The following is a 15,232-nucleotide window of genomic DNA, read 5'->3' on the forward strand; positions in this document are numbered from 1 at the left end:
CCCGGAGGATTTCTGATCATGCAACGTTTTATGCCCATCCTGGTCGGCCTGCTTATCGTGCTGGCTGCCCTGTCGTCATGCGTCTTCGTCGTGCGCGAGCGCGACTACGCCCTGGTGTTCTCACTGGGTGAAGTGCGCAAGACCATTAATGAACCTGGCCTGTACTTCAAGGCGCCGCCGCCGTTCCAGAACGTGGTGACGCTGGACAAGCGCATTCTGACCATCGAAACCAACGAAGCCGAACGCATCCAGACTTCTGAAAAGAAGAACCTGCTGATCGATTCCTACGTGAAATGGCGTATTGCGGACCCTCGCCAATACTACGTTTCGACGGGTGGCAACGAGCGCGTCGCACAAGAGCGCCTGCAAGCGCTGATCCGCGACGCCTTGAACGCCTCGGTCAACGTGCGTACCGTGCGTGACGTGGTTTCGACCGAACGCGACAAGATCATGGCCGAGATCCTGACCAACGTGGCCAAGCGCGCCGAGCCCCTGGGCGTGCAAATCGTCGACGTGCGCCTGCGCCGCATTGAATTCGCGCCCGAGATTTCGGAATCGGTGTACCGCCGCATGGAAGCGGAGCGTACGCGCGTCGCCAACGAGCTGCGTTCCATTGGTGCCGCCGAGGGCGAGAAGATCCGCGCCGAAGCGGATCGCCAGCGCGAAGTGATTGTGGCTCAGGCTTACGCCACGGCGCAGGGCATCATGGGTGAAGGCGACGCCGCCGCCGCTTCGATCTATGCCCAGGCTTACGGCAAGAATCCGCAGTTCTACACGTACTACAAGAGCTTGGAGGCTTACCGCGCTTCGTTCTCGAAGCCGGGCGACGTGCTGGTGGTCGACCCCAGCTCCAGCTTCTTCCAGTTCATGAAGGACCCGGCGGGCGAAGCATTGGCGCCGGTCACCGTGCCCGCCAAGTAAGTCGCCACGCGCCTTGCACACTGAAAACCCCTTGGAAGTCCAAGGGGTTTTTTATTGCAGCAAGAGACCTTGAAGGGCTGGGCTGCGGCGCTTGTTCGAACAAGCGGGGACGGCTTTCGGCCCTGATAATCCCGGCTGGCGCTGCCGGCCGACTCATGTACAATACCGCGTAAGCTAGAAAACATTCCGCAGCGGCTGAGCGGGCTTACGCCCCCTCAGCCGCTTTTTCGTTTGGGCGACGCCCACGCATCACTTGGCGTTATTCAGGTAAACATTCATGGGTAACTGGTTGCTGCCCGAGAGCCTTGCCGACGTACTTCCGGCAGAGGCCCGGCGCATCGAGGAATTGCGCCGCGAACTTCTCGATTTGTACCGTACATACGGCTTCGAGCTGGTCGCGCCGCCCCTGGTCGAATACATCGATTCATTGCTGTCCGGCACCGGTAGCGATCTGGATCTGCGCACGTGCAAGCTGGTTGACCAGCTGACGGGTCGCACGCTGGGTGTACGGGCCGACATGACTCCTCAGGTCACGCGCATTGATGCGCACTTGTTGAACCGTGCCGGCGTGACGCGCCTGTGCTATTGCGGCAACGTGCTGCACGCTCGCCCGGCGGACCTTCTGTCCAGCCGCGAGCTTCTGCAGATCGGCGCCGAGATTTACGGCCATGCCGGGTTTGAAGCCGATCTGGAAATTATCCAGCTCGTGTTGGAAACGGTGGCAATCGCCGGCGTGCGCAACCCCCGTCTGGACTTGTGCCATCCGGGTGTGGTGCGCGCCATCGTCGAATCCGACCCTGCCGCCGTCGCTTTGGCCGAAGATGTCATCCGTCTGCTGCGCGAGAAAGACGTGCCAGGGCTGGGTGAACTGGCCGAAAAGGCGCCCGGCATGCGCGAAGAAACGCTGAATGCGCTGAAGTTGCTGCCAAATTTGTATGGTGGCCCCGAAGTGCTGAAGAACGCACGTCGTGACTTGCCTTTGTTGCCTGGCGTGGCGGCGGCGTTGGATGCGCTGCAGGCTCTGGTGGATGCGATGCCCAACGTGGCATTCGGCGTCGACCTGGCTGATGTGGGCGGCTATGGCTACCACTCCGGCGTCAAGTTCGCGCTGTACGCCGAAGGGTGGCACGACGCGCTGGTCAGCGGCGGACGCTATGACGATGTCAGCCGAGCATTCGGCCGCGCCCGTCCCGCCACGGGCTTCAGTCTGGATTTACGCAAACTGGCGGCGGGTTTGCCGCCAGCAGAGCGGGCGCGTGCGGTTCGCGCGCCCTGGGGGCAGGCCCCCGCCTTGACCGAGGCGGTTCGCCGTCTGCGCCGGTCAGGGGAAATTGTCGTTCAGGTATTGCCCGGTCACGAGCAGGATCAGGACGAATTCGTTTGCGATCGCGAGCTGGCGCTGCAAGATGGTGCCTGGACGGTCAGAACGCTGTGACTAACTCCCTCTTGGAAACGAGAGGGCCGCGGGGAGATTTCCGGATTTCCCGAGAAACTCGATATTGATTCGTAACATGAGCAAGAACGTAGTCGTAATCGGCACCCAATGGGGTGACGAGGGCAAAGGCAAGATCGTCGATTGGCTGGCGGAATCCGTCCAAGGCGTGGTCCGCTTCCAAGGCGGTCACAACGCCGGCCATACGCTGTGGATCAACGGCAAGAAGACGATTCTTCGCCTGATCCCGTCGGGCATCATGCATCCCGGTGTCACCTGCTTTATCGGCAATGGCGTCGTGCTGTCCCCGGAAGCCCTGCTCAAGGAAATCGAAGAGCTGGAAGCCGCCGGTCTGGACGTGCGCTCGCGCCTGCAGATTTCCGAAATCTGCCCGCTGATCCTTCCTTATCACGTGGCCATCGACAAGGCGCGCGAAGCGCGCAAGGGCGAAGGCAAGATCGGTACGACCGGTCGTGGCATCGGTCCGGCGTACGAGGACAAGGTTGCCCGCCGCGCGCTGCGCGTGCAGGACCTGTTCAACCCGTCGTTGTTTGACGAGAAGCTGGCCGAAGTCCTGGATTACCACAACTTCGTGTTGACCAAGTACCTGGGCGCCGAAGCGGTTTCCGCTGATGAAGTGCGCGATCAGGCCATGGCCCTGGCTCCGGCCATTGCTCCGATGGTCAAGGACGTGTCCAGCAACCTGTATGCCATGCAGCAGGAAGGCAAGCGCATCCTGTTCGAGGGCGCGCAAGGCGCATTGCTGGACGTCGACCACGGTACGTACCCCTTCGTCACCAGCAGCAATTGCGTGGCTGGCGCGGCGTCGGCGGGTGCGGGTGTGGGTCCGCAGCAGCTGGATTACGTGTTGGGCATCACCAAGGCCTACACCACCCGCGTGGGTTCGGGCCCGTTCCCCACGGAGCTGGTCGACGAAATCGGCACGCGTCTGGCAACCATCGGCAAGGAATTCGGATCGGTCACCGGCCGTCCGCGTCGTTGCGGCTGGTTCGACGGCGCTGCGCTGAAGCGCTCGGTTCGCCTGAATGGCATTTCCGGCCTGTGCATCACCAAGCTGGACGTGCTGGATGGCCTGGAAACGATCCAACTGGGCGTCGGCTACCGCGTCAACGGTGAATTCCGCGATGTGCTGCCTTACGGCGCGCACGCCGTTGCGCAAGCGCAGCCGGTGCTGGAAGAATTGCCGGGCTGGTCCGAGTCCACTGTTGGCATCACCGAGTACGACAAGCTGCCCGCCGCGGCCCGTCGCTACCTGGAGCGCGTTGCCGAAGTTTGCGGCGTGCCGATCGACCTCGTGTCGACCGGTCCGGATCGCAATGAAACCATTGTCCTGCGTCATCCCCTGAAGGGCTGATCGGGTTAATATTCCAAAGGCCGCCGCCGGTCTCATACCGGCGGCGGCCTTTTCGTATTTTTAAGCAGGAGATGCTTACCTATGAGCGCACCGACCAATGATGAGAGCCATCTGTGGGTGACGTGGGACGATTACAACCGGCTGATCGAGCGCCTGACCTTGCAGGTGCACCAGTCGGGATGGAAGTTCGACAAGATTCTTTGCCTGGCGCGCGGCGGTATGCGCGTGGGCGACGTTATGTCCCGTATTTTTGATGTCCCGCTGGGCATTCTGGCCACCAGCAGCTATCGCGAAGCCGCCGGCACCAAGCAGGGCGACATGGACATCGCGCAGTTCATCACCATCACGCGCGGCACATTGTCCGGGCGGGTGTTGCTGGTGGACGACATGGTCGACACCGGCAAGACGTTCAGCAAGGTCTACGACCATCTGAAGAGCCAATTCGCCGACATCACGGAATTGCGCAGCGCCGTCCTCTGGTGGAAAGGGCATTCGCAGGCCACGCCCGACTATTACGTCGAGAAGCTGCCGACGAACCCCTGGATTCACCAGCCGTTCGAGGATTACGACAGCCTGCGACCACATCAGCTGGAAGCGTGGATCCGCAAGGGTTACAAGAGCTGAGCTCGGTCGGTCTGAAGTCCAAGGCGGGAAAGGAGGGATGCATGTATGCGTCAAGCGTCCCTCCTAGTAGTCAAAGCGGGCATGACCATGCTAGAATCGCTGGTTATCGCTAAACCGAACTTGGCTTGTTACTCTTTGGGTAGTCTTTGGGTAACGGAAACAGCCAGCGGAAATCCGAGAAATACGTAAAAAAACGGGCAAGAGTGGGTACGCATCAGTACTGCTAAAGCAGCGCTGCATGTTTTCCCGCTACGTCGTTTTTCGAGATCTTGGGTTGCGCTTTCAAGGTTCCTCGTTCCGCGGTTATTGGTTACCGCGGACCTGGACCCGCGCAGCGTTGCTGGTAAGCAAGCCAGGTTTGTCATCAACTTTTGTTACCCTACAAGCAGGCCAATCACTTTATGCCTATCGTTCGACTGAAGGAAAACGAACCGTTTGAAGCCGCTCTGCGCCGCTTCAAGCGCACCATCGAAAAGACCGGTTTGCTCACCGAGCTGCGTTCGCGCGAGTTCTATGAGAAGCCCACGGCCGAGCGCAAGCGCAAGCACGCCGCCGCCGTGAAGCGCCACTACAAGCGCATTCGTAGCCAACAACTGCCCCCGCGCCTGTATTGATTTTTGATTCCCGAATCTATTGATTCCAGAATCATTCATCCAGGATCTACTCGCCCGAGTCGACGTCGTCGACGTAGTCGGGCGATATGTGCAGTTGCGAAAGGGTGGGGCCAACTTGCTTGGCCTGTGCCCCTTTCATAACGAAAAAAGTCCGTCTTTCACTGTCAGCCCCACCAAGCAGTTTTATCACTGCTTCGGCTGTGGAGCCCATGGCAGCGCCATCACATTCCTGATGGAACATACGGGTACCAGTTTCCCCGAAGCCGTGCGCACGCTCGCGGCTTCGGCGGGAATGACGGTCCCGGAAGAAAATCGCAGTCCACGTCAGCAGCAGGAAACCGCGCGCCGCAAGGCCGAGGAGTCCCGCCATACGCAGGTGCTGGATGCCGCCCAGGCGCACTACCTGAAACAGTTGCGTGCCTCTCCGGCCGCCATCCGCTACCTGAAGCAGCGTGGCCTGACGGGCGAAATTGCCGCGCATTTCGGCTTGGGGTGGTCGGGAACCGACCGGCACGGCCTTGCGCAGGTCTTTCCCAATTACGACGACCCCACGCTCGTGGAGTCGGGGCTTGTCATCGAATCCGAAGATGGGCGCCGTTATGACCGCTTTCGCGAGCGCGTCATGTTTCCGATTCGCAACGCGCGAGGCAGTCTGATCGGGTTTGGCGGTCGCATCATCGGCAAAGGCGAACCCAAGTACCTGAATTCTCCCGAGACGCCGCTTTTCTCGAAGGGCCATGAGTTGTACGGCCTGTGGGAGGCGCGCCAAGCCATCCGCCAGGAAGGCCAGGTGATCGTGGTGGAAGGTTACATGGACGTGGTCGGGCTGGCGCAGCAAGGGATCGCCAACGCGGTCGCGACGTTAGGCACGGCAACGACGCCGGACCACGTCAAGAAGCTGCTGCGCGCCAGCGACAAGGTGATATTCAGCTTTGACGGTGACGGCGCTGGTCGGCGTGCCGCATGGCGCGCGCTGCAAGCCTGTCTGCCCGTTCTGCGCGACGATATCGCGATCCGTTTCCTGTTCTTGCCGTCCGAGCACGATCCGGATTCGTACGTGCGGGAGCTGGGCGCTGAAGCATTCCGCGCATGCCTGGGCGACGCTGTTGCCCTGTCCCGATTTTTGCTGGACGAATTGGCCTCGCGCCACAACATGAATGAAGCGGAAGGCCGCGCCAGTTGCCTGCACGAGGCCAAGCCTTTGCTGGCAGCGATTCCGGAATGCGCGTTGCGCGTCCAGATCGAGCGCGAAATGGCCAAGCTTGTGCAACTGACGCCCGAGGAAATGTCGCAGATCCTGGCGCAGCAGCCGGCCAAACCTTTTGCCCCGCCTGGCGCGGCGAAAGCCAGCGCAGGCGAGGCCGGTGCACCGTCAGGACATTCGGGTTCGGATCAGGACGGCGGTCACTCCGATATGGGGTATGACTTTGCCGGCCATGATTTCCACGATATTCCCGCCGAAGAGCCCGATTTTGCCGATTACGGGCATTTTCCGTCGGCGGGTGGGGGTGCGGCGGCGGGCTCCGGCCAACGATCCGGCGGGAAGCCCGAATGGAAGAGCAAAGGCGATTGGAAAGGCAAAAGCGACTGGAAGGGCGGCAAGGGCAACTGGAAAGGGCGCCGGGACAATGATGTCGGCGGCTTTGAGGGGCGCCGCACCATGCCGTCCCTGGCCAAGCGTCTGCTGGGGCTTTTGCTGGCTCACCCCGAACTTGTCGACTCGATGGGCGATCAGCAACTTGAAGTCATCGATCATGGCCCCCATCTAGGTTTGGTACGGGACTTGATCATGCTGGCTCAGTCCAGCGGCGCGCGCCATGTCGGCGCCCTGTTGGAGGCAGCCGAGCCCGATTCGGACCTGGCAACGGTCCTAAAGGGGCTGCGCGCGGACATCCTGTCTCAGGAAGATTTGCCGGATCCCCAAACCGAGTGGGATGACGCCTTGCGGCGCATTGAATTTGATTCAGCGAAGCTTGAAATGGCCAAACTGGCGGCGACGGGTCTGTCTTCCGAGGAAGCTCGGAAGCGCTATCTGGAGCTGTCCAGCCGATTGGCGGTGTTGAAAGGTGCTGGGATACGGTAAATGCGCTAAAATCGAAGGTTGTCCGCTGGCAAGGGCCATGCGAAGCTGTGTAGTTCCGAGAGTGGTGCGACCATCGAGCATAGTCTTGGAGACTATAGCCTTGGAGCATATAGCCTTGAAGCATAGCCTTCCGACCGTAGCCTTGCATTTTATGCATCGATGCTTGCAGCGCAAAGATTCCTGAAATATTTCTGAATCCTAAGACGACTTGGCCCGAGAGCGCTCGTGCTGAAGGATGCGTCCAAGCCGGCGGAATCAATTTCGGCTAGATGAATCTAATAGATTTTCGCCGTCTTTGCTTGAAGCGGTTTGGCAGGAAGTAAGGCCCGCAGGACGGTGCAGGCAGGACGGCATCGCAGGCGTGCATGAATGTGCAGTGCAAGACGTAGTGATGAATCGTAGTGATGAAGATTGATGCGAAAGCAGTATTGAGAAAGACCGAAGTACATCAAAGGTACTTGTTTTAAGTGATTTTATGGCCGACGGCTGGAGCCGAAGGCTGAGCGGTGAATCAGGCAGTTCAGCGGTGAGCATTTTTGCGTAGCGTTAGTGGTCTGGGTGCTGTGTCTACATAGCTGCTAGGGGCAACCGTCCCCATAAGCAAGCAAAGCCTATTTATAGGCAGGCAGCCCCCCCGACGCCCGGAATCCGCCGCAGGATGAGGTTATGCACGTTAAGCGCCCGAACGGTATTGCACCGGCAAGGCGCCAAGCGGGCTCGCAAGAGCTGGCGCTGCGAACAACGCAGCCGCGTGATCTTGGCCGGTTTATCTGTTTTACCCGTATCTGCGTCGCGCTGGGCCACCGTCCAGGGTGAACCAGCGCGGTGCAACATGCCCAAACGGGTTGCGACGACCACGGAAGCGACTATGACCAAATCCACCGGCAAATCCTCCTCTGCAATTGATGCGGCTGAAACTCAGGCCCCCGCGGCCAAGCGTGCCGTAAGCATGGCGGCGGAAAAAGCGCCCGCCAAGACGGCGGTGAAGGTCGCCAAGCCTGCCGCCAAGACGGCTGCCAAAAAGGCAACCAAGACGGCCGCGGCTGACAAGCCCGAAAAAGTGACCAAGGCTCGCGCCAAGAAGGCTGAGGACAAACTCGCCGACTTGGTCGGCGGTAGCGCACCTCGTTCGGGTCCGGTACCCAGCGGCCGCCGCCCGGGCCGCCCCGCCAAGAACGCCAATAACGACGGCGATGGTTTCGACGACACGATGGACGGTGAAGGCGAAGTGCTGCCTGACCTGAAGCCGCCCAAGCGCGGCGGCAAGCGCGGCAAGGCAGATCCCAAGGATCTGATCGCGCGCGGCCCTGTCACGCCTGAAGAATACGAAGCTCGCCGCAACCGTCTGAAGCAGCTCATCAAGCTGGGCAAAGACCGCGGCTACCTGACATACGGCGAAATCAACGACCATCTGCCTGACGACCTGGTCGACGCCGAAGCCATTGACGGCATCATCAGCACGTTCAGCGACATGGGTATCGCGGTCTACGACCAGGCCCCCGACGCCGAAACGCTGTTGATGAGCGAGAACGCCCCGGTTGCGTCCAACGACGACGATGTCGAAGACGAAGCCGAAGCCGCGCTCACCACCGTGGATTCCGACTTTGGCCGGACCACCGATCCCGTGCGTATGTACATGCGCGAAATGGGCTCGGTTGAACTGCTGACGCGCGAAGGCGAAATCGAAATCGCCAAGCGTATCGAAGACGGCTTGAAGCACATGGTCATGGCCATTTCGGCCTGCCCGACCACGATCAACGAAATCCTGGCCCACATCCTGCGCGTGCGGGAAGGCCAGGCGCAGATCGACGAAGTTGTCGACGGCCTGGTTGATCCGGAAGACGGCGAAGAATACGCCGGCGCCGGTGTGACCGCAGACGAAGACGAAAGCGATGACGGCCCCGCGGGCGGGATGTCCAGCAAGCAGCTGGAAGACCTGCGCGTGAAGGCGTTGGCCAAGTTCGACGAAGTGGGCAAGCAGTTCGACAAGATGCGCCTGTCGTACGAGAAAGACGGCTACAAGTCGGATATCTACGTGCGCGCGCAGGAATCCATCCAGAACGAACTGATGGGCATCCGCTTCACCGCGAAGATGGTCGAGAAGCTGGCTGACACGTTGCGCAACCAGGTGGAAGAAGTACGCCAGCTTGAACGCGCCGTCCTGCACACGTGTGTGGACCGTGCCGGCATGCCGCGCACGCACTTCATCAAGGTCTTCCCGGGCAACGAAACCAACCTGCAATGGGTCGTTGACGAAGTCAGCGCCGGCCATCCTTATGCCGAAACGCTGGAACGTCAGATTCCCGCGGTGCAGGAACTGCAGCAAAAGCTGATCGACTTGCAAACGCGTGTCGTGCTGCCGCTGAAGGACCTGAAAGACGTCAACAAGCGCATGGCCACGGGCGAAGCCAAGGCTCGCAAGGCCAAGCGCGAAATGACCGAGGCCAACCTGCGTCTGGTGATCTCGATTGCCAAGAAGTACACGAACCGTGGCCTGCAATTCCTGGATCTGATTCAGGAAGGCAACATCGGCCTGATGAAGGCCGTGGACAAGTTCGAGTACCGTCGCGGCTACAAGTTTTCGACGTACGCCACGTGGTGGATTCGTCAGGCCATCACGCGTTCCATCGCTGACCAGGCGCGCACCATCCGTATTCCGGTTCACATGATCGAAACGATCAACAAGATGAATCGGATCAGCCGTCAGATTCTGCAGGAAACGGGCGCTGAGCCGGATCCCGCGACCCTGGCGCAAAAGATGGACATGCCCGAGGACAAGATCCGCAAGATCCTCAAGATCGCTAAAGAACCGATCTCGATGGAAACGCCGATCGGCGACGACGATGATTCGCACTTGGGCGACTTCATCGAAGACACCTCGACGCTGGCGCCTTCGGACGCGGCTTTGCATGGTTCCATGCGTGATGTGGTCAAGGAAGTGCTAGACTCTCTGACCCCGCGTGAAGCCAAGGTTCTGCGTATGCGTTTCGGTATCGAAATGAGCACCGACCAGACCCTGGAAGAAGTGGGTAAGCAGTTCGACGTGACTCGCGAGCGCATCCGCCAAATAGAGGCTAAAGCGCTGCGCAAGCTGCGTCACCCCAGCCGCGCCGATAAGCTGAAAAGCTTCCTCGAAGGGCAGTAATCGTTTCCTGGGCCTCTAGCTCATGCCTGGTTAGAGCAGCGGACTCATAATCCGTTGGTGCCGAGTTCGACTCTCGGGGGGCCTACCAAGAAAATCCTGAGTAATCAGGTACGTACAGCCGCCAGCAATGGCGGCTGTTTCGTTTTTGGAGCGAAGAGGGGCCTTCAGTGTGTGCAGAATATGTGTCATTGAGAAACAGCGATATCTTTGTTGCCGTTAAGCGCCCATAGTGGCTGCGGGAATATTTTTTCCCTGTACATCTAGGACATACATTGAAGATAGAAACTGGTATCGTGAAGTGGTTCAACAACGACAAGGGCTACGGCTTTATTTCGCCGGAACTGGGTGGTAAAGACCTCTTTGCGCATTACTCGGAAATTCAGGGTGACGGGCACAAATCTCTTGAAGAGAACCAGCGCGTTTCTTTCGTCGCCGGCCAAGGACAGAAAGGTCCTCAGGCGACCATGATCAAAGCGATTTAATAACCTGTTTGCCCGCTGTCAGGCGGGCAGGTAGGTAGCAAGCTGCGGGGCCGAATCCATTGGAACAATGGATTCGGCCTTTTTGTTTGTGAGGCCGGTCTAGCGTTCGCTCTTGGGCTAACACGGGGGCTAACAACAGGGCCAACAGACCAGATCGTGTGAATCTTGGCTGATTCTTTGTGCAGCCAAGGCGGGTATGCGGAAAGGTATGCGGCGGCCCCGACAAAAGCTATGGGCTTTGCCGGTGCGTTCGCAGTCTTCATTGTGCAAAAGTCATACGGATATGGCCTTTACCGCCTCGTTCGGGAGCGTGTGAAACGCGCCCTTGCCTTTTCAAGGTCGGTAACTGCTGAAGGCACATCCGTATGGTGGGTTTCCGTGGGCTTATCTAATGCCTGCGGGCGTCGCCTGCCTATTCATTCGGATCCGGGCGCATGCCTCTCGCTTCTTGCAACGCTATCTCTGCGCAGAACGCTCGGATCATCGTTATGCAAAGCTCTTTGTCGGCTTCGGAGAGCGCCCGGAATTCGGCGGGCGGGAAATCGGGATAGGGCCATGTGTTCATTCAGACACTCTAGCAACGGGATTCGCTTCTGTATCGTCTGAAGCCCGGAACTAGGACTGATTGACGGGTCTATGCGCGGCGCTCCGGGGCTTGTGGCCTTGCCTTTTCAGCGCGGGGCCATTCCCTTGCGAAGCTTGTCAGGAGCCTCCAGCAGCGAGGCCGCCAGGCTGTCGCGCTCTTGCACACAGGGCTCGTCGCACAGACTTTTGACGAAATCATCGTACAGTTCGCCCGTCACGCCGGCGGGCCGCTTGAAGTCTCCCGATAGTTGATAGGCGCGCAGGATCACCGACCTTAGGCGCTTGACCTCCCAAAGCAGCGAGATCACGTCGGAGTTCCAGGGTTGACGCTCGCGGATCGTCCGGAGGTCGTCTAGGGTGAGGGGGGCTTTGAACGTCATGGCGAAAGACACTGTTTATATATCCAGTATATTCCACCAGAAACGGGGTCATTTCACGGCGTCGGCAATTAGTTTCAGGGCCGGATAGGCGCCCAGAAGGTCACGCGTCTCTTCCGGAGGCGCGCTCAGCCAGTCTTGGTACGAACCTTCCGACAGGATCACCACCATCCGCTTTTCCTCGTTTGGCCGGTGGTATCGACTGAACAGCGGATCGTCGTCGGCGTTGATGGTCAGCATTGTGTAGCTTTCGTACAGGTGGCCCGCGGCGTCGCGCCACCTGTCCCAAAGCCCGGCGATGCCTAGCGGCATGCCGTCGGCACGGCTGATCCGAGTCGGAACGGCCGCGCCTGATCGCCAGTCGGGTTCGAAGATGGCTTGGGCGGGGATGATGCAGCGTTGCGCGCGGCGCCAAGCGTTGCCGAACGTGTATGACTTTGCTGCGGTTTCGCTACGAGCGTTGAAGGTGGACAATTTGGCGGCTTTATCCACCGCATCCGGGCGCGTCGCCGCCGAGATCAGGCCCCATCGGCCGATGACGGCCTCTCGTTCCGGCACCGCTTCATCACCTGAATCCCACTCTTTCGGCCGGCGGACAAACAAGCCTTCGTAACGGGGCCACATGTCGTACTTCGTGCTGACGGAAGGGGCGCGAACGCCGAATTTCTGCAGCAGCAGTTCTGCGTCTTTCAGCGTCTGATAGTGGGAACACATGCGTGCCTCGATGGCTGAAAAGTCGACGCCAAAACGGAAGAGCGCCCCAGCTCAAGATGAGTCTGAGGCGCTCCTGCCCGGCTTCGCACGCGATGGGTGTCAGACAGCCCGGCAACTCAAATCTACTGCTGGAAAAAACGACCGGCAATAGGGAAAACCCCAAAAGAATTAGCGGGTTACAAGATCTCGGTCTTACGCAGCTCATTCCGCTCTGAACCCCGTTATGACCGTCCGGCGTTAACGAATTTTTTGCCCGCTGTGGCGCTCTTCCAACGCGTCAAGGCCCGGGGACACATTTGCCCACCTCGGCTTGTGCGAATTGTGGCGCCTGAGTGCGACGTCGACACTGACGCCTACTTTCAATGCAGCGGAGAGCAGAAATGTGGAGCAGTCGAAAACGTCAGCTTGGGCAGGGCATGACCGAATACATCGTCGTCGTAGCGCTTGTGGCGGTCGCGGCGATCGCCGTCTATCAATACTTCGGACAAGTGGTTCGCTCGCAAACCGCCGCGATGGCGCGCGAGCTGGCCGGAGAAGACGGCGGGACGCAGACGCGCGCGGCGCAGCAAGCGGCTCAGAAGGCGGGCGCGCAGGCAAAGGCCCGCTCGTTGAAGTCTTTCACCGGCAATGCGACGGAAGCGAAGTGAAGATGTTTACTCGTACGCCAGAGTCCCTTCAACATGGCCAGGCCCTGGTGCTCGGCATGGTCGTTGTGTCAGTGGCTGTGGCGTCCCTGGTCGTGCTTTACAACCTGGGCCAGACCGTCGAGGGACGCGTGCGGCTGACGCATGCCGCGGATGCGGCGGCGTACAGCGGCGCGCTGGAACAAGCGCGCACGCTCAACGCGATCGCCTACGTCAATCGCACCCACATTGCCCACCAGGTCGCCATGGCGCATCTGGTCACGCTGGCAGCGGCCGCGCAGTACGGCGGCGCCTTGCACACGCAGCACACTCGCCGCAATCCGCCGGCGGGCCTGATAGCCATGCTGTTCGGCGCGGATATGGGCCTGGCCTATCGGGCCGGGCAAGCCTCATCGGACGCACAGTCGCGGCTGGCCGGCGCGTTTGCTCAACATGATCGGGCGGTACATCGCGTATTGAAGGCGGGTGCGGAATCGGCCAGGGCGGGTCTTGTCGCTACTCGCGATCGCATCATGCGCAAGGTGCTTGAAGCCAACATGGTCGACTCCGGGTCCGGTTCCGATTCCGGCGTAGGCGCACGTTCGTCGGGCTTGGCGCTGGATCTGCTGTCCGACAACTGGCCCGGCTTCATTGGGCGCAGCGCAGCTACCCGAGAAGCGGGCCTGCGTCCGGCCGTGGAGCAGGCCACCGAACGTTATCGCTTTCTGAATAGCCGCGATGCAACGCGTCGCAATGCCTGGCCGGTCAGCCGCCGATGTCCGTTGAAAAGGCATGAATTGCGCCGTCGTGGAATGACCTGGCTTGGCCCGGACGGGCGATGGGGCGCGTTGGATACGCAATCGTTCCATGCGCTGCGTTCCAATCGCTGGATTGGGTGCTACTTCCGTGAGTACGCCATGGGTTGGGGCACGGCCCAAGGAAAAAAGTCCCAGACGCCTGACGGCATCGATTACGTGGATGACGCGCCCGCGGATTTCTCCCAAGAGGATTTTTGGCGATGGGTGCAGCAGTCCACCGGGTGGGACATTTTCAGCGGCGCGACCAATCCCATGGCCAACTCCTATGCGATGGCTTCAGCGCAGCGTTGGCCCGCCGGTGGCTTGCCGTCTTATCTGGAAATACCGACTGAGCGTATGCGCGACCCGCTGCGTTTTGCCGTGCGCGTGGCCTGGTCAGGCGCCCGGCTCAAGACGACGGATGCGGATAGCGCACTGGCACAACCTCGTGGTCGCTTTCGCTATGACGGCTTGGGCCAGTCGGGCGCCATCACCGTCGTCAGCGCCGCCGAAACGTACTTTCTGCGGCCGGAACCTAGAGCCGACAAAAAAAGTGAATTGCCGACATTGTTTCGACCCTATTGGCGGGCACGTCTATCCGCAATCACTCGCGACGAAGCGCTGCGAATCCGGGAGGCACGATGAGCTCGATGTCGACTCGCGCGGGCTTTCCGGCCGCCCAGCAAGGGCAGGCAATGATTGAAGCGCTGCTGATGCTGCCATTGATGGCGGCGCTAGTGTGGAGTGTCACCTGGATCGGAGGGTTGCAGTTTTCGGCGCAACAGTTGGCGCACGCCAGCCGCAAGGCGGCGATGGCCGGCGCGTTGGGCGAACCGGTGACGCCACGACACTCTTTCGCAGCCGCCGCGCAAACTCGCCGGGTACTCGGCCTTGCTGACGTCGCAGCGCCAAACCTGTCTCGCTTGCAGCACGAGTGGTTTGGAGCCGGGCTCCATTTGCTTGCGGTGTACGCCCGGTCGGCGCCTTCAGGGCGAGACGGACCGCCGGCGCCTTTAATCACGCGTCATACGCACGTGGCGGTCGGCACGGGACACGCACACGGAGACGCCGATGCACGCCGACGCATCGCCAACGCGCCCACGGCATGGCGTCACGTCGAACAAACGTCTCTTGCCGAGGCGCGTCGGATGGCGCCGTACGTCCAGCGCATGGACCGCGCATGGGGCAGGGCGGCGATCCACACTGATTGGTTGTCGGCGTGGGACGACGTCGTCCCGCCGGGCCGATTGGGCCAACAAAAGGAACGATCCCGATGACCACGGCTACGAACACTACTCAGAGACAAAGAAGGCGCGCTGTCAGCGCCGGCCTTCGTCCGCTGACGGCCGGCGTGCTGCTTGGCTGTATGGCCGTATCTTCCGTCGCGTGGCCGTCCGGGCGTTCGGCGGTATCGCCTGGCGTTACGTTGAACCGACTACGTTTTCCCGAAGGAAGCCGGC

General features: G+C 60.5%; 13 protein-coding genes and 1 tRNA gene. 12 read left to right on the forward strand and 2 right to left on the reverse strand.

Annotation, left to right across the window (positions count from 1 at the left end):
• Window positions 1-18: 18 nt before the first annotated feature.
• The 9 genes from hflC (at window position 19) to DVB37_RS08690 (ending at window position 10,676) form a co-directional block, all read left to right on the forward strand.
• Window positions 19-921: a protease modulator HflC gene (gene hflC, locus DVB37_RS08650; RefSeq protein ID WP_046803676.1), complete on the forward strand. Its 903-nt coding sequence runs from the start codon at window positions 19-21 to the stop codon at window positions 919-921.
• Between the two features lie 277 nt (window positions 922-1,198).
• The gene (locus DVB37_RS08655) at window positions 1,199-2,356 is read left to right on the forward strand and encodes an ATP phosphoribosyltransferase regulatory subunit (RefSeq protein WP_046803675.1); all 1,158 of its coding nucleotides are present in this window, start codon (window positions 1,199-1,201) and stop codon (window positions 2,354-2,356) included.
• Between the two features lie 76 nt (window positions 2,357-2,432).
• Window positions 2,433-3,728: an adenylosuccinate synthase gene (locus DVB37_RS08660; RefSeq protein WP_162941177.1), complete on the forward strand. Its 1,296-nt coding sequence runs from the start codon at window positions 2,433-2,435 to the stop codon at window positions 3,726-3,728.
• A gap of 81 nt (window positions 3,729-3,809) precedes the next feature.
• Window positions 3,810-4,352, forward strand: coding sequence for a phosphoribosyltransferase (locus DVB37_RS08665; RefSeq protein ID WP_046803673.1), 543 nt, complete (start codon window positions 3,810-3,812; stop codon window positions 4,350-4,352).
• 401 nt (window positions 4,353-4,753) lie between these two features.
• A complete protein-coding gene (gene rpsU, locus DVB37_RS08670; protein ID WP_006218592.1) occupies window positions 4,754-4,966 on the forward strand; it encodes a 30S ribosomal protein S21 in 213 nt (70 codons plus the stop codon).
• A gap of 19 nt (window positions 4,967-4,985) precedes the next feature.
• Window positions 4,986-7,049, forward strand: a complete 2,064-nt coding sequence (gene dnaG, locus DVB37_RS08675; RefSeq protein ID WP_120154646.1) for a DNA primase — start codon at window positions 4,986-4,988, stop codon at window positions 7,047-7,049.
• 868 nt (window positions 7,050-7,917) lie between these two features.
• Window positions 7,918-10,194, forward strand: coding sequence for an RNA polymerase sigma factor RpoD (gene rpoD / locus DVB37_RS08680; protein ID WP_046803671.1), 2,277 nt, complete (start codon window positions 7,918-7,920; stop codon window positions 10,192-10,194).
• A gap of 9 nt (window positions 10,195-10,203) precedes the next feature.
• A tRNA-Ile gene (locus tag DVB37_RS08685) sits at window positions 10,204-10,282 on the forward strand.
• 190 nt (window positions 10,283-10,472) lie between these two features.
• A complete protein-coding gene (locus DVB37_RS08690; RefSeq protein WP_172616244.1) occupies window positions 10,473-10,676 on the forward strand; it encodes a cold-shock protein in 204 nt (67 codons plus the stop codon).
• Between the two features lie 671 nt (window positions 10,677-11,347).
• Here DVB37_RS08690 and DVB37_RS08700 read toward each other — a convergent pair.
• The gene (locus tag DVB37_RS08700; RefSeq protein ID WP_046803669.1) at window positions 11,348-11,641 is read right to left on the reverse strand and encodes a hypothetical protein; all 294 of its coding nucleotides are present in this window, start codon (window positions 11,639-11,641) and stop codon (window positions 11,348-11,350) included.
• Between the two features lie 48 nt (window positions 11,642-11,689).
• On the reverse strand, window positions 11,690-12,352 hold the full coding sequence (locus DVB37_RS08705) for an SOS response-associated peptidase (RefSeq protein ID WP_120154648.1): 663 nt from the start codon (window positions 12,350-12,352) through the stop codon (window positions 11,690-11,692).
• 380 nt (window positions 12,353-12,732) lie between these two features.
• Between DVB37_RS08705 and DVB37_RS08710 the strand changes: the two genes are divergently transcribed.
• Genes DVB37_RS08710 through DVB37_RS08720 form a run of 3 tightly spaced genes read left to right on the forward strand, consistent with a single transcriptional unit; the run spans window position 12,733 to window position 15,049 of the window.
• Entirely contained in the window at window positions 12,733-12,999 is a 267-nt protein-coding gene (locus DVB37_RS08710; protein ID WP_046803667.1) for a hypothetical protein, read from the forward strand.
• 56 nt (window positions 13,000-13,055) lie between these two features.
• Entirely contained in the window at window positions 13,056-14,417 is a 1,362-nt protein-coding gene (locus DVB37_RS08715; RefSeq protein WP_240434133.1) for a hypothetical protein, read from the forward strand.
• Window positions 14,414-15,049 (forward strand): TadE/TadG family type IV pilus assembly protein, encoded by a 636-nt coding sequence (locus DVB37_RS08720; RefSeq protein ID WP_120154652.1) that lies wholly within the window; start codon window positions 14,414-14,416, stop codon window positions 15,047-15,049. Before DVB37_RS08715 ends, DVB37_RS08720 begins: the two co-directional genes overlap by 4 nt.
• Window positions 15,050-15,232: the final 183 nt, after the last annotated feature.

The sequence above is a fragment of the Achromobacter sp. B7 genome (assembly GCF_003600685.1).
GTDB lineage: Bacteria > Pseudomonadota > Gammaproteobacteria > Burkholderiales > Burkholderiaceae_B > Achromobacter > Achromobacter spanius_B.